At 37.4% G+C, this 15,982-nt stretch carries 16 protein-coding genes; 7 read left to right on the top strand and 9 right to left on the bottom strand.

Annotated elements, in window-relative coordinates; all coding sequences use genetic code 11:
• The 3 genes from EXE10_RS01525 to EXE10_RS01515 all read right to left on the bottom strand — a co-directional run.
• The coding region (locus tag EXE10_RS01525; RefSeq protein ID WP_213073840.1) for a phage late control D family protein at positions 1–807 on the bottom strand (807 nt) is incomplete at its 3' end.
• 133 nt (positions 808–940) lie between these two features.
• Positions 941–1,198 carry a sulfurtransferase TusA gene (gene tusA, locus EXE10_RS01520; RefSeq protein WP_068975110.1) on the bottom strand — a complete coding sequence of 86 codons (258 nt, stop codon included), beginning with the start codon at positions 1,196–1,198 and terminating at the stop codon, positions 941–943.
• A gap of 83 nt (positions 1,199–1,281) precedes the next feature.
• Complete coding sequence (locus EXE10_RS01515) at positions 1,282–1,719, bottom strand: hypothetical protein (protein WP_130112119.1); 438 nt, start codon at positions 1,717–1,719, stop codon at positions 1,282–1,284.
• Between the two features lie 175 nt (positions 1,720–1,894).
• Here EXE10_RS01515 and EXE10_RS01510 point away from each other — a divergent pair, with 175 nt between their 5' ends.
• The 3 genes from EXE10_RS01510 (at position 1,895) to EXE10_RS01500 (ending at position 4,796) form a co-directional block, all read left to right on the top strand.
• Positions 1,895–2,734 (top strand): HlyC/CorC family transporter, encoded by an 840-nt coding sequence (locus EXE10_RS01510; protein WP_068975109.1) that lies wholly within the window; start codon positions 1,895–1,897, stop codon positions 2,732–2,734.
• Complete coding sequence (lnt, locus tag EXE10_RS01505) at positions 2,731–4,290, top strand: apolipoprotein N-acyltransferase (RefSeq protein ID WP_130112118.1); 1,560 nt, start codon at positions 2,731–2,733, stop codon at positions 4,288–4,290. The genes EXE10_RS01510 and lnt overlap by 4 nt, the downstream gene beginning before the upstream one ends.
• Positions 4,291–4,370: 80 nt before the next feature.
• Positions 4,371–4,796, top strand: a complete 426-nt coding sequence (locus EXE10_RS01500; RefSeq protein WP_087553134.1) for a GFA family protein — start codon at positions 4,371–4,373, stop codon at positions 4,794–4,796.
• Positions 4,797–5,104: 308 nt separating this feature from the next.
• On the opposite strand, the gene EXE10_RS01495 is transcribed toward EXE10_RS01500, so the two are convergent.
• The 3 genes from EXE10_RS01495 to gspF all read right to left on the bottom strand — a co-directional run bounded on the left by EXE10_RS01495 (position 5,105) and on the right by gspF (position 7,419).
• A complete protein-coding gene (locus EXE10_RS01495; protein ID WP_068975106.1) occupies positions 5,105–5,440 on the bottom strand; it encodes a hypothetical protein in 336 nt (111 codons plus the stop codon).
• Positions 5,441–5,722: 282 nt separating this feature from the next.
• The gene (gene gspG / locus EXE10_RS01490; protein ID WP_068975105.1) at positions 5,723–6,160 is read right to left on the bottom strand and encodes a type II secretion system major pseudopilin GspG; all 438 of its coding nucleotides are present in this window, start codon (positions 6,158–6,160) and stop codon (positions 5,723–5,725) included.
• Positions 6,161–6,213: 53 nt separating this feature from the next.
• Complete coding sequence (gspF, locus tag EXE10_RS01485; protein WP_068975104.1) at positions 6,214–7,419, bottom strand: type II secretion system inner membrane protein GspF; 1,206 nt, start codon at positions 7,417–7,419, stop codon at positions 6,214–6,216.
• Positions 7,420–7,573: 154 nt separating this feature from the next.
• On the opposite strand from gspF, the gene EXE10_RS01480 reads away from it, so the two are divergent.
• The gene (locus tag EXE10_RS01480) at positions 7,574–9,799 is read left to right on the top strand and encodes a primosomal protein N' (protein WP_130112117.1); all 2,226 of its coding nucleotides are present in this window, start codon (positions 7,574–7,576) and stop codon (positions 9,797–9,799) included.
• A 17-nt stretch (positions 9,800–9,816) separates the two neighbouring features.
• Here EXE10_RS01480 and EXE10_RS01475 read toward each other — a convergent pair whose 3' ends face one another.
• The 3 genes from EXE10_RS01475 to EXE10_RS01465 all read right to left on the bottom strand — a co-directional run bounded on the left by EXE10_RS01475 (position 9,817) and on the right by EXE10_RS01465 (position 13,179).
• Complete coding sequence (locus EXE10_RS01475) at positions 9,817–12,330, bottom strand: tetratricopeptide repeat protein (RefSeq protein WP_130112116.1); 2,514 nt, start codon at positions 12,328–12,330, stop codon at positions 9,817–9,819.
• Positions 12,331–12,408: 78 nt separating this feature from the next.
• A complete protein-coding gene (locus EXE10_RS01470) occupies positions 12,409–12,681 on the bottom strand; it encodes a hypothetical protein (RefSeq protein ID WP_130112115.1) in 273 nt (90 codons plus the stop codon).
• 30 nt (positions 12,682–12,711) lie between these two features.
• Positions 12,712–13,179 (bottom strand): Holliday junction resolvase-like protein, encoded by a 468-nt coding sequence (locus EXE10_RS01465; RefSeq protein ID WP_130112114.1) that lies wholly within the window; start codon positions 13,177–13,179, stop codon positions 12,712–12,714.
• 143 nt (positions 13,180–13,322) lie between these two features.
• On the opposite strand from EXE10_RS01465, the gene EXE10_RS01460 reads away from it, so the two are divergent.
• From EXE10_RS01460 to sodC, 3 genes are all read left to right on the top strand, one after another.
• Entirely contained in the window at positions 13,323–13,967 is a 645-nt protein-coding gene (locus tag EXE10_RS01460; protein WP_068975099.1) for a ParA family protein, read from the top strand.
• Positions 13,968–14,067: 100 nt separating this feature from the next.
• Positions 14,068–15,186: an AI-2E family transporter gene (locus tag EXE10_RS01455; RefSeq protein ID WP_087553140.1), complete on the top strand. Its 1,119-nt coding sequence runs from the start codon at positions 14,068–14,070 to the stop codon at positions 15,184–15,186.
• Positions 15,187–15,404: 218 nt separating this feature from the next.
• Positions 15,405–15,956 carry a superoxide dismutase family protein gene (sodC, locus tag EXE10_RS01450; protein ID WP_130112113.1) on the top strand — a complete coding sequence of 184 codons (552 nt, stop codon included), beginning with the start codon at positions 15,405–15,407 and terminating at the stop codon, positions 15,954–15,956.
• Positions 15,957–15,982 lie beyond the last annotated feature (26 nt).

Below are 15,982 nucleotides of genomic sequence, written 5' to 3'. Positions count from 1 at the left end.
TACATCGGCTTGCCAGCGTTGTACGTGGACGGCTGTCGGTTGTAGGCTGCGTTGTCCGATAAAACTAGTAATGCTGTCTTGTTTTTCTGTGGCACTGCTACGATGGTAACGGATGTTTCTACGTTCTAGGGCTTTGTATTGGCTATTGTCATCAATTAACCGAAGTTTCTGGGCTTGGATTTGTGTCGCTGAATTTGGAACTTGCAGTTGTGCTTCGTCAATCAGCCAATTGATGCCTTCGCTGCGCATTAAACGGGTGAGAAAGTCGTAATCGCTTTCGTTACTTTGCATGATGAATGGGCGGATATCGTAGTCTTTTTGCAATCCACTTTTATCTAAAGTTAAGCTTGTTGCGAATAATGGGCTTTTGTCTTGCCATTCTTTAAAGATGGTTTCGATGACTTCAACTGCCGATTTGTTCATGAATACACGGCTGTTACGGCGTTTATTCCATAGTGAAGTTGCATCTTGAAGTTTGAGTTTGTAAATCGTTAGTGAACCATCACTCTGTCCCTGAGCTGCTTCGGTAATGATGCCTGTAGTACGGAACAGCTGTCCTTGATCAGTCACTTGGTCGATGGCAACTTGTGTACCAATGAATTGTTTAAGTGGAATGGTTGCAGATGTTGATAGGCAAATCAGTTCAGCAGACACACCTTGGTTAATAGCATGTTGTCCGTCAATGCGTTGTAAGTAGACCTGTTGGTTTAAGTCTGTATGTGTAAATTGGATATGGATGGCACGTTTTTGAGCGGTAAGTCCAAGTTGATCCAAAATTTTATGAATACTATTCACTAAGCTGTTCATTCGAATATTTAATTATTATTAAAAATATGTTTAGATTATAATCAAAAAAGTAACTAAAACTTATTATTTTTATGTAAAAAAGAATGAATAAATCTCAAGTTATTCATTCCTCTATTTTTATTTTACTAACCAACTAGCCCTTTTTGACCAGATAATGAAATTCTTTATTTCCTTCTGCATCTTGTACTTCTTCTTGTAAAATCAACTCATGCCCAAGATGCATGCAAAACTTTGGAATATCCCAAGACGTTGAATTATCAGTGGCAAAAACCTCTACCACATCACCTGATTTAGACTTACGAATCGCTTGATGCAACATCATCACGGGTTCAGGACAGCGCAATCCACGTGTATTCAATTGAATGTTCGGTGTAATAGACTGATCTGACATTTTCAAACTCAAAAAACTAATTTTGCTTAGTTTAGCATATCCAAAGGTCTGGATTATTCATTTCTATTCTTACATTTTATTGATCATAGTCGTTTTGCAAATCGTACAAAATAAATTGGCTCTAAATCACCATTCAGTTTTAAATTAACAATATCACCTTGAATAAAAACAGGAATATTTGTGCCATTTGTACAATATTGCGTGATAAAGGCATCATCCAACACATTCATTGAAATTGGCTGTTCATTGACAATAAAGGTCATCGCTGTGAATTCAATTCCTCTTTTTCTATAAGCTGAAATGCGTTGTTGTAAATATTCAGGTTTTTCTTTTTTACGGTGAATCTCGGCAGACAACAAGTCCTGATTGCCTTTATAGCAACCGCCATCAAGTTCAGCCTTCATTTCAAAATGTTGTGGTTGAACAAATTGATAACGGATTGAAGCAGTGCTTTGTTGATTTTCCAAAAGTTGAGCTTGAATTCTCCCCATACTCAAACTGGAATAAACTATTAAAATCATAAAAAAACTTATAAATTTTTGCATATTATTTTCAAATAGTGATTCTTCATGGGTAACCATATATAACGCTTTCTTTCCATTCATACAATTAGCGCATTTAAGAGATAGACATCTGTATTTTCTTCGGTATGATAAAAATTCATTTACCAGATATTAAGCGTCTTTAGGAAAGATCATGCACGAGGAATCAGGCACATCGTGGGGAATGCGTGGATTACGCAAATGGCTAGGCACAGCACCAGAAACCCGCGATGAACTGCTAAAATTAGTACAAGATTCACGTCGTTTTTTAGAACCAGATACCGTTGCAATGTTAGAGGGCGTTTTAGACCTTCCAGCAACAAAAATTCGTGAAGTGATGACGCCACGTACGGCGATGGTTAGCTTGCAAGAAGATGACCAACTACTTGATATTTTGCATGTTCTAATTGAATCTGCGCATTCACGTTTCCCAGTGTTTTCAGCGGATCAACCTGAAAATGTAGTGGGTATTTTACTTGCAAAAGACTTATTGCCATTTTTAACCGATCGCTCATCCAATGTCGATGTACACGCACTGATGCGTCAGCCTTTATTTGTACCTGAAAGTGCGCGTTCTGACCAAGTATTGAGGATGTTGAAAAATACCCAAACGCATATTGCAATTGTCATTGATGAATATGGTTCAACAGCAGGTTTGGTGACTTTAGAAGATATTCTTGAAGAAATCGTTGGCGAAATCGAAGATGAACATGACAATGTTGATGAAGAAGCACAATTTATTGTTCCCGATAAAAGCCATAACACAGCCAACACGTGGATTGTACAAGCACTTACACCAATCGAACATTTTAACAATGTTTTAGATGCTGAATTTTCTGATGACGAAGTAGAAACTATGGGTGGTTTATTGCTTCAAGAAATTGGTTTAGTCAGCGACCTACAAGGGCAAGTCATTGAACTTGAGGATTGGCAATTTACCATTATTGAAGCAGATGCCCGCACTATTCATCTGATTCGAGCTGTACGTAAATGAGAGCATATTTTGACAAGCTGTTAAATTCTTCACAACAACAAAAACAGTTACCTTTCATTTTCCCCTTACTGATTTCGTTAATATCGGGCGCAGTGTTCAGTTTAGCACTGGCGCCTTTTTATTGGTGGTGGTTAGCGATCTTATCACCTGCCCTACTCTATGCATGTTTAAAAGGGCGTACGCCAAAACAAGCTTTTGCGATAGGTCTAAGTTACGGCTTTGGCTTATGGTTTGTTGGCGCTTTTTGGTTGTATACCTCGATCCATGTCTATGGCGATACCAATGCCTTTTTAAGCGTACTCATGATTGCAGTCATGGCGCTTTTAATGGGGCTATTTAGCGCAGTACAAACTTGGGTATATCGTCGATTTTTTCCAGAAACACCTTTGACCTTCGCGCCACTTTGGGTATTTTTTGAATGGTCTAAAACGTGGGTCTTTACAGGCTTTCCGTGGTTATTTGCAGGCTATGCATTTACTGAGCGCTTTTTAGATGGCTATGCACCATTATTTGGTGTATTCGCAGTTTCCTTTGTGGTGATCATTCTTGCCTGTGCGCTCGTTGAAATTCTGAATAAAAAGTTTTTCTGGGCAATCCCTGCACTTGTACTTTTGCTCGGGGCTTGGGGCGCTTCATTCATTCAGTTTGTACAACCAAAAGCTGAGAAGCCACTGAGTGTTTCCCTCATTCAAGGCAATATTCCACAAGATTTAAAATGGTTGACTGAATACCAAGTTAAAACCTTAGAAATTTATGTCAATTTAAGCCGTACTGAATGGGGACGTGACCTGATTGTTTGGCCTGAATCATCCATTCCATTATTCCAAACCGATATTGAACAGTTTTTGGAAATGATGGATCAGCAAGCCAAAAGTACAGGTACCGCATGGGTCACAGGCATTCCCTATTGGGATTTAAAAGAATCTCAACAAAATGGCTATCCGATGTATTACAACAGTATGATGGCTTCTGGTGATGAAGGTTCTGGCTTATATAAAAAGCAAAGACTCGTGCCTTTTGGAGAGTACATTCCCCTTTCTGGCTTACTCAGTTGGGTACTTCCTGCATTGCAAAATGACCCTTCGATGAGTGGTTTTTCACGTGGTGCTTCTGATCAGAAACCATTTAACATTAAAGGTCACCATTTAGCCGCAGCGATTTGTTATGAGGTCGCATATCCAAATTTAACCCGTCGTAATGCAATCAATAGTGATTTCTTAGTCACTGTTTCAAATGATGCATGGTTTACTGGAACCGCGGGGCCATTGCAACATTTACAAATGGTACAGATGCGTGCTAAAGAAAATGGGCGTTGGTTTATTCGTGCCACCAATACAGGTGTAACTGCTTTTATTGATCACAATGGACATATTGTGAAACAAGCACCTGTGGATCAAAAAGCGGTTTTACGTGGTGAATTACCCGCGATGCAAGGCGAAACTTTATATACTCGTTTAAGTGACTGGCCGATTTTAATCTTCTCATTATTATTACTGATTTTAGGCTGGGTTTATCGTCCGAAAAAAGTTGATGTAAGTTTCAAATCTAGACGCTGATCTTGACCATATAAATAACCTCTTATTGTAAATATAAGAGGTTATTTATGATGAAAATGAAGAATAACAAAGGATAAAAAATGCTCACAGGAAAATGCCTCTGTCATACCATTCAGTTTCAAGTGAATAAGCCAATCAATATCATTTATCAATGTCACTGTAGCTTATGCAGAAAACAATCTGGGACACATGCCAATCATGCAAGCATGGTCAAATCACAATATTTTCAATGGATTCAAGGTCAAGAAAATATTATCACCTATAAGAAAGACACAGGTTTTACTTCTTGTTTTTGTCAAAAATGTGGTTCACCTGTTCCCAATCAAATTGGTCAAACCACGTTTATCTGGATTCCTTTAGGACTCATTGACAGTGAATTATCTCCTGTTCAAACGCTCCATTTTTGCGTCAACTCTAAAGCCAATTGGGAATGCACTTCGATGAATCCACAAAGCTATGAACATCTCCCTCACTGGGATGAAATCGAACAATTTTTTGAATCATAAAAAACCGAGGGCAACCTCGGTTTTTACACCAATCTGTTAAATTAACTTTATATAAATTATCCTTTTTTCTTTTCTGCAACAATTGCTTTAAATATGGTGATGCTATCGTGAGGCGACATGGATGTCGCCGTTGGGCGGGGGTATAGGACATACCCCTCGCCCAACAAAGGATTTTTGTAACTTTTGATCCATCAAAAGTTAGGCATCGACTGCGCAAAGCAATTTAAACCTTTCTATATATCGAGTCTGTGTAAACCTTTTTATTTATATTATCTAACTTTTAATGAATGGTATTACTTTCAGTATCATTAAATTTGAGTCACTAAGTAAGACATCATGCTGACTAAGAATAACATCGGTAAATAACGATAAATTTTTACCGCATATTGTTCAGCGAATGATGATAGTTCTGTTTTTAATTGCACCACGGTAAAATTCAAAGCACTACAAAAACTAATAATTGACACAGCACTAAACACACTGATTGCCATAAAACCAATCATGATTTGACTACTGGCATCTGCACCTTGCCATAAATTCATAAAAAATTGACTCATGGGTAACAGGCTCAAAATGAGTAAAACAGATTTGAGCATGCTCCAATGAAATTGGGTAATTTCATCCGATAATAATAATGCTTTCATCTCATTCTCCTGAGCAATTCATGTTGCCTTGAGAACTATTATGCAAGCTTTTAACTAAATAAAAAGTCTATTTTTATCCATGATTTAACTTTATTGTAACTATTAAATATGGGAATAATTCTTATTATAAATCTCAAATCAAATTTATTTTATAATGCAATACTTTTCAATAGCTTAATGTTATTTTTATAATTAAGAAAGATTATCACTTCACTCAATATTTATTTATTCGATTAAGTGAAGTGATTTATTTCATCATCAATAACTTAGAATGATTTTCAATTAAGGTGTGTAATAAATATCAGCATCATTCCCTTCGCCGCCTTGTTTACCATCGGCACCAAATGAATATAGATCAAACTTGCGACCTTCTGAGCCTGGAATCACATATTGAATATCGTTTTCCCAGCTGTCTTTCGGATAACCACCTTTCACATAACCTTCTGGCATCCAGTTTTTTGCTGTCGCAGGCTTATTGATCAAAGCATCCAAACCACCTTCTTGACTGGTTGGATAATGGCTATTGTCTAATTTGTACTGATCCAAAGCACCCGCTACACCTTTTAAAGTAATTTTGGTGGTGTCTACTTTAGCTTTTTCCCCACGTCCCATGACATTTGGAACGATCAATGCGGCTAATACACCTAAAATCACGATCACAACCATGACTTCAATTAAGGTAAAACCTGTTTGGCGAGTTCTATTCATCTTCTGTTGCATTTACTTACTCTCTAAAAACTCTTTATAAAAATAATTTGGTTAAATCGTATCAATCAAATCATATTGTTCATATTGACGATTGGCAACATCACAGCAATCACAATAACCAAAACAATACCCGCCATAAACACCAACATCAACGGCTCTAACAATGCCAATAAAGTCGAGATAAAAGACGATACTTCCCGGTCTTGCATATCTGAGGCACGACTCAGCATACGGTCTAATTCCCCAGATGCTTCACCACTTTTGATCATTTGTACCATCATCGGTGGGAAATAACCACAACGCTCAAGTTGTGTTGCAAGGTTCCCACCCTCCGTGACTTTTTCTGCGGCGATATTGACGGCATCTCGAATCACCCAATTGCTACTCACGGCTGCACCAATTTTCAATGCATCTACCAAAGGCACACCTGATTGGGTCAAAATGGATAAGGTACTGGCAAATCGTGCTGCATTTATACCACGTGATAATTTACCAAATAATGGCAATCTGAGGGTTAAACGATCAAAGGCATAATGTCCTGCCGATGTCCGTAAAAATCGAACCAATAAAAATATTCCGAGCACACTGGCAACCAATATAAATGGCCAAGCTTGCCGAATGATGTCACTGGTTTTCATTAACACCACAGTAATCCAAGGCAGTGCTTGTTTGCTTTGATCAAAAGTTTTGACGATGTCCGGAACGACATAGGTCATTAAGCCCATGACGATCGCAAATGACATCAACATGAGAATAATTGGATAGATCATTGCACCTTGTATCTTCTTTTGCATGGCAAAACGGTTTTCGGTGTAATCTGATAATTGATCAAGAATAAGGTCTAAATGCCCTGAACGTTCACCTGCTGCAACCGTGGCAATATACAAATCAGGGAATCGCCCTGTTTGTTGCATGGCTTGGGCTAAGGAATGCCCTTCGAGTACTTTAGAACGTGCTGAAAGCAATAAGTTCTGCACATGCGCTTTTTCACTTTGTTTTGCCACAGCACGTAAGGCTTCTTCCAAAGGAATTGCAGCAGCAACCAGTACAGATAATTGGCGTGTCATCAATGCCAAATCATAAGCGGAAAATTTACGCTGAAATAAGCCTGAGCTTTGTGTTTTATCCTTTTGCTCTACAGCATCCACAGTCACAGGGATCAGTTCTTTGTCCCGTAGCTGTTGTCGGATCTGACGTGCTGAATCGCCCTCTAACACGCCTTTTTGCTGCTTCCCTGAAGCGTCAATCGCAGTAAACTGATATGCTGGCATTATAATGCTCTAGTTTTCCAAAATTTTTTGCTTACGCTGTTGCGTCAAACCCTATAAATCATTCATATTCTTGTTTATAAATGATCGCTACACTCTAACACAAGCAGAATCCGTACACGATACAATTTCATCGTTGAGTCTTTGAATCTTAAATATGCCGAATAATATTGATACGCCGACACCGATTTACCGAGTTCAAGTTGCTGTACCTGTCTATTTGAATGACTGCTTTGATTATCAAGTCAGTCCTGAACAATATGCACAGGCAGAGATCGGTGCTCGCGTGGCGGTATCTTTTGGTCGACAAAATCTGATCGGCATCATTGTGAAAAAAATTCCCATTGATGAACCACTCGATTCACATTTCAAACTTAAATTCATCACTGAATTGTTAGATGAACAAGCCATTTTAGATGCGAAAGTTTTAAGTTTATTGACATGGTCTGCGCAATATTATCAATTTCCAATCGGAGAAGTGATTCAAACTGCTTTACCGACCTTATTACGCCAAGGGAAGCCCTATAATTTATTGGCACGTATTTGGAAAGTACTCAATTTAAATGCTGAAGACAAAGTAAAGCGTTCCGAGAAACAGCAAGAAGCTTATAAAATTTTAAAATTGCATCCCAAAGGGACTCAGGAAAATATCCTCAATCTCAGTGGTGTAGAAACAGCGACTTTAAAAGCACTTGAAAAGAAAGAGATTGTTCGTTGTGATTTAGAAGAACAAAACTTTAAGCCTGAACCTGTGCAATTGGCACAAATGCCACTGACACCAAATGAAGATCAAAAGAAAGCCATTCAAAATATTTTAAAATCGCAAAATAAATATCATGCATATTTACTCGATGGTTTAACAGGCAGTGGTAAAACTGAAGTTTATTTGCAAGTCATGCATGAAGTGCTGAAACAAGGCAAACAAGTTTTGGTTTTAGTACCTGAAATTGGTTTAACCCCACAAACTATTAGCCGTTTCCAATCCCGCTTTCATTGCAATATTGCCCTGCTCCACTCAGGTTTAAATGACACCAAACGTCTACAAGCTTGGCAACATGCACAAACAGGCAAAGCTTCGATTATTTTGGGTACACGTTCAGCAATTTATACGCCTTTACCGAATCTGGGTTTGATCATTTTAGATGAGGAACATGATCTCTCATTTAAACAGCAAGAAGGCTTCCGTTATCATGCACGTGATGTGGCGATGTATCGTGCACACTTGGAAAATTGTCCGATTATTTTAGGTTCTGCAACACCAAGTATCGACAGTTATTATTTGGCACGTCAGGACAAACTGACACGTATTGAATTGAATCAACGTGCGGGCACGGCGGTGATGCCCAAAATGCATCTGATTGATTTAAAAATTGCAAAAAAACAAAATGGGTTAAGCGATAGTTTAATTGCCGAAATTAAAAAGCGTTTAGAGAAAAAAGAACAGGTTTTAATTTTCCTCAACCGTCGTGGTTATGCCCCTGTTTTAATTTGTGAAAGTTGTGGATGGCAAGCCAATTGCCCACATTGCGATGCGCATTTCACTTTGCACTTAAAGCCATATCAGCATTTGCATTGTCATCATTGTGGCACGATTAATCGCATGCCTGATGCCTGCCCGAGTTGTAATCAAACACAGCTCAAACCGATTGGTATGGGCACTGCAAAAGTTGAAGAAACCTTAAATGAGCTATTTCCGAATTTTCCAGTGTTACGTGTAGACCGTGATTCCACCAGTCGTGTCGGCAGTTGGCAAAAAATTTATGATCAAATTCAAAAGAGTGAACCAACGATTTTACTGGGTACACAAATGCTGGCGAAGGGTCATCATTTCCCTTATGTCACTTTAGTGGCGATTTTAGATATTGATGCGGGCTTACTCAGTGTCGATTTCAGAGCGACTGAACGAACAGCCCAGTTGATTGTTCAGGTCGCAGGGCGTGCAGGGCGTGGCGAGAAAAAGGGTGAAGTGTATTTACAGACTTTACGTCCCGATCATCCGCTATTAAATACACTCATTGATAAAGATTATCGTGCTTTTGCAAAGCAGACTTTGAAAGATCGTCAAGCTGCCTTAATGCCACCTTGTCGTTATGCCATCATGATCCGTTGTGAATCTAAACATCAGGAAGAAAATTTAAAATTTCTCACTGAAATGACGCAGTTACTTCGCCAAAATTCAGAGGAAAATTTAATTGATATTTGGGGACCGATTCCTGCGCCGATGGAACGTAAAGCTGGACGTTATCAATCGCATGTTGTTTTGCTTTCACAAGATCGCGCCAAGATGCATTTCTATGTACGTCAATGGTGGGCTAATCTTTTACACAGTAAGCCATCTTCGATGAAAGTAACGATTGACGTTGATCCACAGGAGTTGAGTTAATCGCTGCTCAACTTTATTTAAGACTGACCAAATAAACGCTTAAAGAACCCTTTTGACTTCTTTGATGGAAGCACATGCTCAGGAAGATCCGCTTCATTTTCTTGGGCGAGTGCGAGAACACGAACATAGTCACCTTCTGATTCAAATGCACCATTTTTGATATAATATTCAAGCAACGCAATGTACGCTGCAGAATATGAACCTACTTCCAAGCTACGTTCATAATATTTTTTGGACTTTTCCAGATTTACATCGATACCGAAACCGTGTTGATAAAAGATTCCCCAATAAATATGGGTAAAATCTTCATCTTTAGACTTTTTTAAATACTTAATCGCATTTTTATAATCATCAATTCGATAATAAATTTCGATCATTTCATGCGGGTTAGACATTCCTTGCTTTTCAGCCTTTTTAAAATAATCCAATGCAAGTATCAAATCTTGTTCAACTTCCTCACTGTTATAGTAATTAAACGCTAAATTCTGTAGGGCTAAAGCATAATTCTGTGCTGCTGACATGGAATATAATTGGATGGCTCGTGCTACATCTTTCTGAACTCCTATCCCAGTCATATAGTGATAACCTAAATTATTTTGTGCATTGGCATCGCCTAGATCAGCAGATTTTTTATAAAGTTGAATTGCTTCATCAATATTTAATACACTTTTATTTTCAGTATAAATATATGCCAATTGGCACATCATCTCCGCATGTTGTCGCTCAACACCAATTTTATAAATTTTAATCGCTTCGTTTAAATTGCCATTTTCAGCTTCTTCCATCCCTAAATAGGACAATTGGCGATCATCTAAATATTGATAATAATTAAATCCTTGTGTTTCTTCTAAATTTTTAACATAGCGTTCAAAATAAGTTAAATCCTCACCTTCAAAGTAACTACGGCTCAAATATAATTTTGCACATTGTTCACTCGTCATTTCTTCACAGTTCAATGTCTGATCTATATGCACTAACTTATTATTTTTATACGCTAAAATATAAAAATCATTTTGTAAAAATCCACAAATATAGTCATACTTTTCATCACTAAAAGAATGCTCAGATAATTTAAAATATTGATGGCCCAGAGCGTCTTTTATAATAAAAACATCATCACTGACATATTGAATGCTTAAAATTTGCATATCGAATGGAAAGACATAATCATCATTTAAAGCATCGTACAATGCGTACTGATTCTTGGTATTGGTCAAAATATAATGATCTTTCAGCGCAGTATGTTGATGAAAATAGTCATCTTGAATATTCAAAATATCTTCAATTTCAATACTCTTCTGTAGAGCACAATGATAAAGCATCCACGCTTTATTACGTTGCAACGCGATACAACTGTTCTCACTGGTATATTTTATTTTTTCAATATCATCAAAAATTAACATTCCATGTGAATCATATAGCTGATAAAAAACAGCTTTTTTCTTAAAAGGTTTTAACAGCAAATATTGATGATTTAACTCACGTAAATTCTCAGGATAGAACTCCCCAATATATTCACCGAGACGGTTATAAAATTTTAAATAGGGCGACTTAGCAATTTGCTGCGTAAGAAAATTTTCAGACCATAGCTCAAATGGTTGATCACTGTTTTCAATGATCGAACCTAGAGACTGATCAAGTACCTGAAACACACCATTCTTTTTAACTTGTAAATATCCATTATAAAGAAAGTCGATTTTCTCATTATCGATTGGCAATAAAATCTGTTCATTCAATAAGTCAATTAAGCCAAGCTTTCCATCCCGAACAACAATCGCTTGTTTTTGTTCAAAATCATTGATCTCACCAATCTCATCCCACTCGGGTTTAATACAAATTTTCCCGTCTGCATAAACCACACCGAACTTTTTATCTTTTTCAACAATGGCATACCCCATATAGGAAAAAGCTTGAATGTCGTTATAAATAGCAGGAAGAATAATTTTAGATTTTGCATTCATCAAACCATAATGTTCATCTTCACAAATGATATGCACTTCTGGATGCATAAGATGACCGACTTCGAGCAAATACCAACCGTAATCGACATATTCGTGCTCAAGTAATTCCAACCAACTTTTAAAATGAAATTGACTTTCCAATACTGGATTTAACGGTTCAAGTGAATGAGCTTCAATTGCTTGTTGAAAGGCATGTTGATTTAACTGTAATTCCTCTACAAAATCTTTTGCTTGCTGTTTTTTAGGCTCATCACGCATATTAAAGACATCTGTTGCATCCATATAAAAATGCTCAAATGCTAAGTCATTTAAATATTCAAGGACTTTGGTGCGTTTTTCCTGAAAATCATGATGTTGAAATAGATCTAATTGTTGTTCTAATAAGCTATAAAATTTCGTGAGTTGTTCTACACCGATTTTTTTATTGAAATACAGACTTTTCCCTTTTGCTTTTGGTTCAGCGAGCAAAGGAATAAAAAGGAGTGGAACAACATATTTCCATTCACCAATATAAGATGAAAACTCACTCGTTTCTGCACAATAATTATAAAGATATAGGCGATGTGACATTGTAATTTAGATATAAATTATAAAAATATTAAACTCATCATACATTTAAAAAGTAATTATGTGAGATAAATGATTAGATTATTCACCTAAAGCTTTTACAAACGCATAGGCGAAGTGAGTTGGTACTAATGGCGAATGATAGCCCACAAAATAATCCAAAGTATCTGTCAGTATGTTGTAAGCGCAAGATTGCTCATGAACATCATCTTGAAGAATCTCCATCAAAACTTGGTAGAGCTGTTGCTTTGAAAGATGTTGTTGATACTTTATCTGAATTAGAAATCTAAAAAATGAATCGATTTTGTCATTTTCCAATTCATTTAAGAAATTCAAAATTTGCTGTTTGATCATCACAATCATCCAATTTTAATCATGAAGTTTTTAATCCTCAAAATCAATGCGAATCGTTTCAAAACGTACCCGCCCTTCTCTTATTGCTTGAGCAATCGCCTGCTGCCCTTTGGTTAAACGAGCACCACCACTTTTAATATCAATCAACACCACTTCTATATCTTCTGCTAAACCATCACCATCGCGAAAATCCGTATAACCATCAAAAACCACATAATCAATCGGGTCACCTAAAAACTTCGCATCACTCGGTAAATAACGAAACTCAGGCATAATCGGTGCAAGTTGCTCTGCCATTTTCCCTTTTAAAACAGCACGACTGGTATTCACACTACGTTTTTGGGCATGTGCCAAAGCCTGCTGATGTTCGAGCTCCAACTCAGAAATGTATTGCTCATATTCCGCTTTAATTTTGCCATTACGTGTGCTTGATAACACGATTGTGGTTAATACAATACCGATACAAGCACCGATTAACATTGCCAGCCCAACGGACATGCTTTTTCCCTTATCAATTTGACCTAAATTAGGTTTTACACAATGTAAACAACTACTAAAGTTTTGTCATGTGTAACCTATATGCTTGAAAATAGTGCTACAGTAAGACAAAGCCTAATCTTGACAGAATCTATAGATCACTCATGAAAACAATACTCATTGCAAATTTAAAAGGTGGATGCGGTAAAACAATTACAGCAATAACATTAGCAACTGCATTAGCTCAAAAAGGCTATAAAGTCGCATTGGCTGATGCTGATACGCAAAAATCTGCCCTGCAATGGTTAAAACAGCGTCCTGAACAAGCGGCGACAATTCAAAGCTTAGATTGGCGCCATGAAAAATCGATCGGTGATGCACCTAAAAATCTTGATTATTTAATTATTGATGCACCAGGTGCTTTAACAGGTGAACATGCTGAACAGCTTATCAGCGAATGTCATGCTGTCGTTACACCTCTACAACCCTCTTTCTTCGATATTGACAGTACCAAGCGCTTTCTAAAACATATCCAAGACATTAAAAAAATTCGTAAAGGTAAGGTTGCAGTACATTTGGTGGCAAATCGTGTGAAACCAAATAGTTCGAGCTCAAAAGACATTCAACAATTTTTTGAGAAGATTGAACAAAAACCTGTAGCTTGGATTTCAGAACGTACTGCTTATGGTCAATTGGCAATGCAAGGTCTCAGTATTTTCGATAAAAACCAAAAGAACTTTTTAACCATACAAGAACAATGGCAACCACTACTTGATGCTTTAATAGACGACCCAAGCGATTGGTTCTAAAGTCATTTGAGAATACCTAAATAAAATAGGTGCTCAATTTGCCAGACTTTATTTTTCAGTTAATATTGAGTTAGCCTCTCAACCGTTTTTAGAGTGATCAGTGCAAGATTTTACGTCGAATTTACAGCGCATCTTATTATTCGGATTATTGTTTATCCTGATTTTTTTAGGCTACGATATTCTGAAGTACTTTATTGTACCTGTGTTATGGGCGTGCATTATCGCCTATATGACATGGCCAATATACAAACGCATTTTAAGATTGTTGGGTGAAAATCGTCCGACGCTCAGTGCGTCATTGATGATCACGCTTGTTGTATTGGTTATTGGAATTCCTCTGACATTTGCGATTTTTATTTTGCAGCATGAAGGTCGTAATCTCTATTTCGACTTACAGCGCCAAATGTCATCAGGACATTTAACTGTTCCAGATTTGATTCGTGATCTTCCAATTATCGGCAAAGAAATCAGTCGAACTGTCCGTGAAATCAATGCCGACCCGACCAGCCTTTCTCAAACGATAGGTGCATGGATTCAGGGACATATGAATTATGGTAAATTTATTTTAAATGAAATTACCAAAAATCTGGTAAAACTCAGCTTTTCCATCATGTCTTTGTTCTTCTTTTATCGTGATGGACAAACAATTTTGGCACAAGTGAGTAAAGCGCTTCAGATGCTGATTGGCCCACGTATTCATCATTATCTAGATACAATTTCTGAAACGACTCGTGCAGTTGTTTATGGTGTAGGTTTAACTGCTGTTGCACAGTCTATTCTTGCTGGTATCAGTTACTTTGTTGCAGATGTACCAAATCCAATGGTACTGACCATTGTCACATTCTTACTTGCGCTTATTCCTTTTGGACCCCCTGTCGCTTATACCACGGTGTCTTTATGGCTATTTTCTAAAGGACATACCATCGAAGCAATAGGTGTTATGGCTTGGGGTATTTGTATTGTCAGTACAGCAGATAATGTAATTCGCCCTTTGGTCATTTCTGGTGCAACCAAAATTCCGTTCCTGCTCATCATGTTTGGTGTCCTGGGTGGACTGGCAAGTTTTGGTTTAGTCGGTTTATTCATCGGCCCCGTGATTTTAGCGATTCTATTGGCAATTTGGCGTGAATGGTTACATGAAACTGAAGAACCTAAAATGATCATGCCAGATGCAACAATGGCCTATGACATCAAGGATGATGACTCACCTAAACCATAGATGTTTCATATTTTAATTTTAAACATTTTAAGAAGATGATTCGCAATAAATACACATTAGCGAATCGTCTTCCCCTATCAAGCACATAAAGCATAATAAGTGCCAATAAAATCGTCATTAAATAAAACTATACAATCAGATATTTAATTCATATTGTTTATCATTTAAAGCTTTGTTTGAATATTGTTTAATACTGACTAAATCAATTGGATGCACCGATGACATCTATCATTTTTAAAACTTCTGTACTTTGTACTTGTCTTGCTTTTTTTACAGCGTGTACAACTACACCTACAACAAAAAAATCACCAGAGCCTCAGCAAACTGTTGATATACGCTCTGTTTCAGCTCAAGGTGTCGGTGGAAAAATTGGTACTGTTAACTTTCAAGACTCTCCAAACGGCTTAAAAATTAATACTGAATTAAGTCAATTACCATCGGGTTATCATGGTTTTCACATCCATGAAAAAGGTTCATGCGAACCTGCTGAAAAAGATGGGAAAATGGGCGCTGCTTTAGCCGCTGGTGGACATTTTAATCCACATAAATCCGCTCATGGCACACCAAATGACGGGCACATGGGAGATTTACCCGTGCTGAATGTCGATTCAAATGGTAATGCAAAAACGACACTTATTGCACCGCGTTTAAAACTTGCTGATATTCAGGGCTTAGCTGTCATGATTCATGCGGGTGGAGACAACTATTCTGATCTTCCGAAACCTTTAGGCGGTGGTGGTGAACGTATCGCCTGTGGAGTTATTCAATAAGTAAATGATGTGATGTGGATAAAATT

The organism is Acinetobacter sp. WCHAc060033 (assembly GCF_004209125.1).
Lineage (GTDB): Bacteria > Pseudomonadota > Gammaproteobacteria > Pseudomonadales > Moraxellaceae > Acinetobacter > Acinetobacter wuhouensis.
Note: the sequence above shows the minus strand (reverse complement) of the source record. Positions and strands in the feature narration are given on the sequence as shown.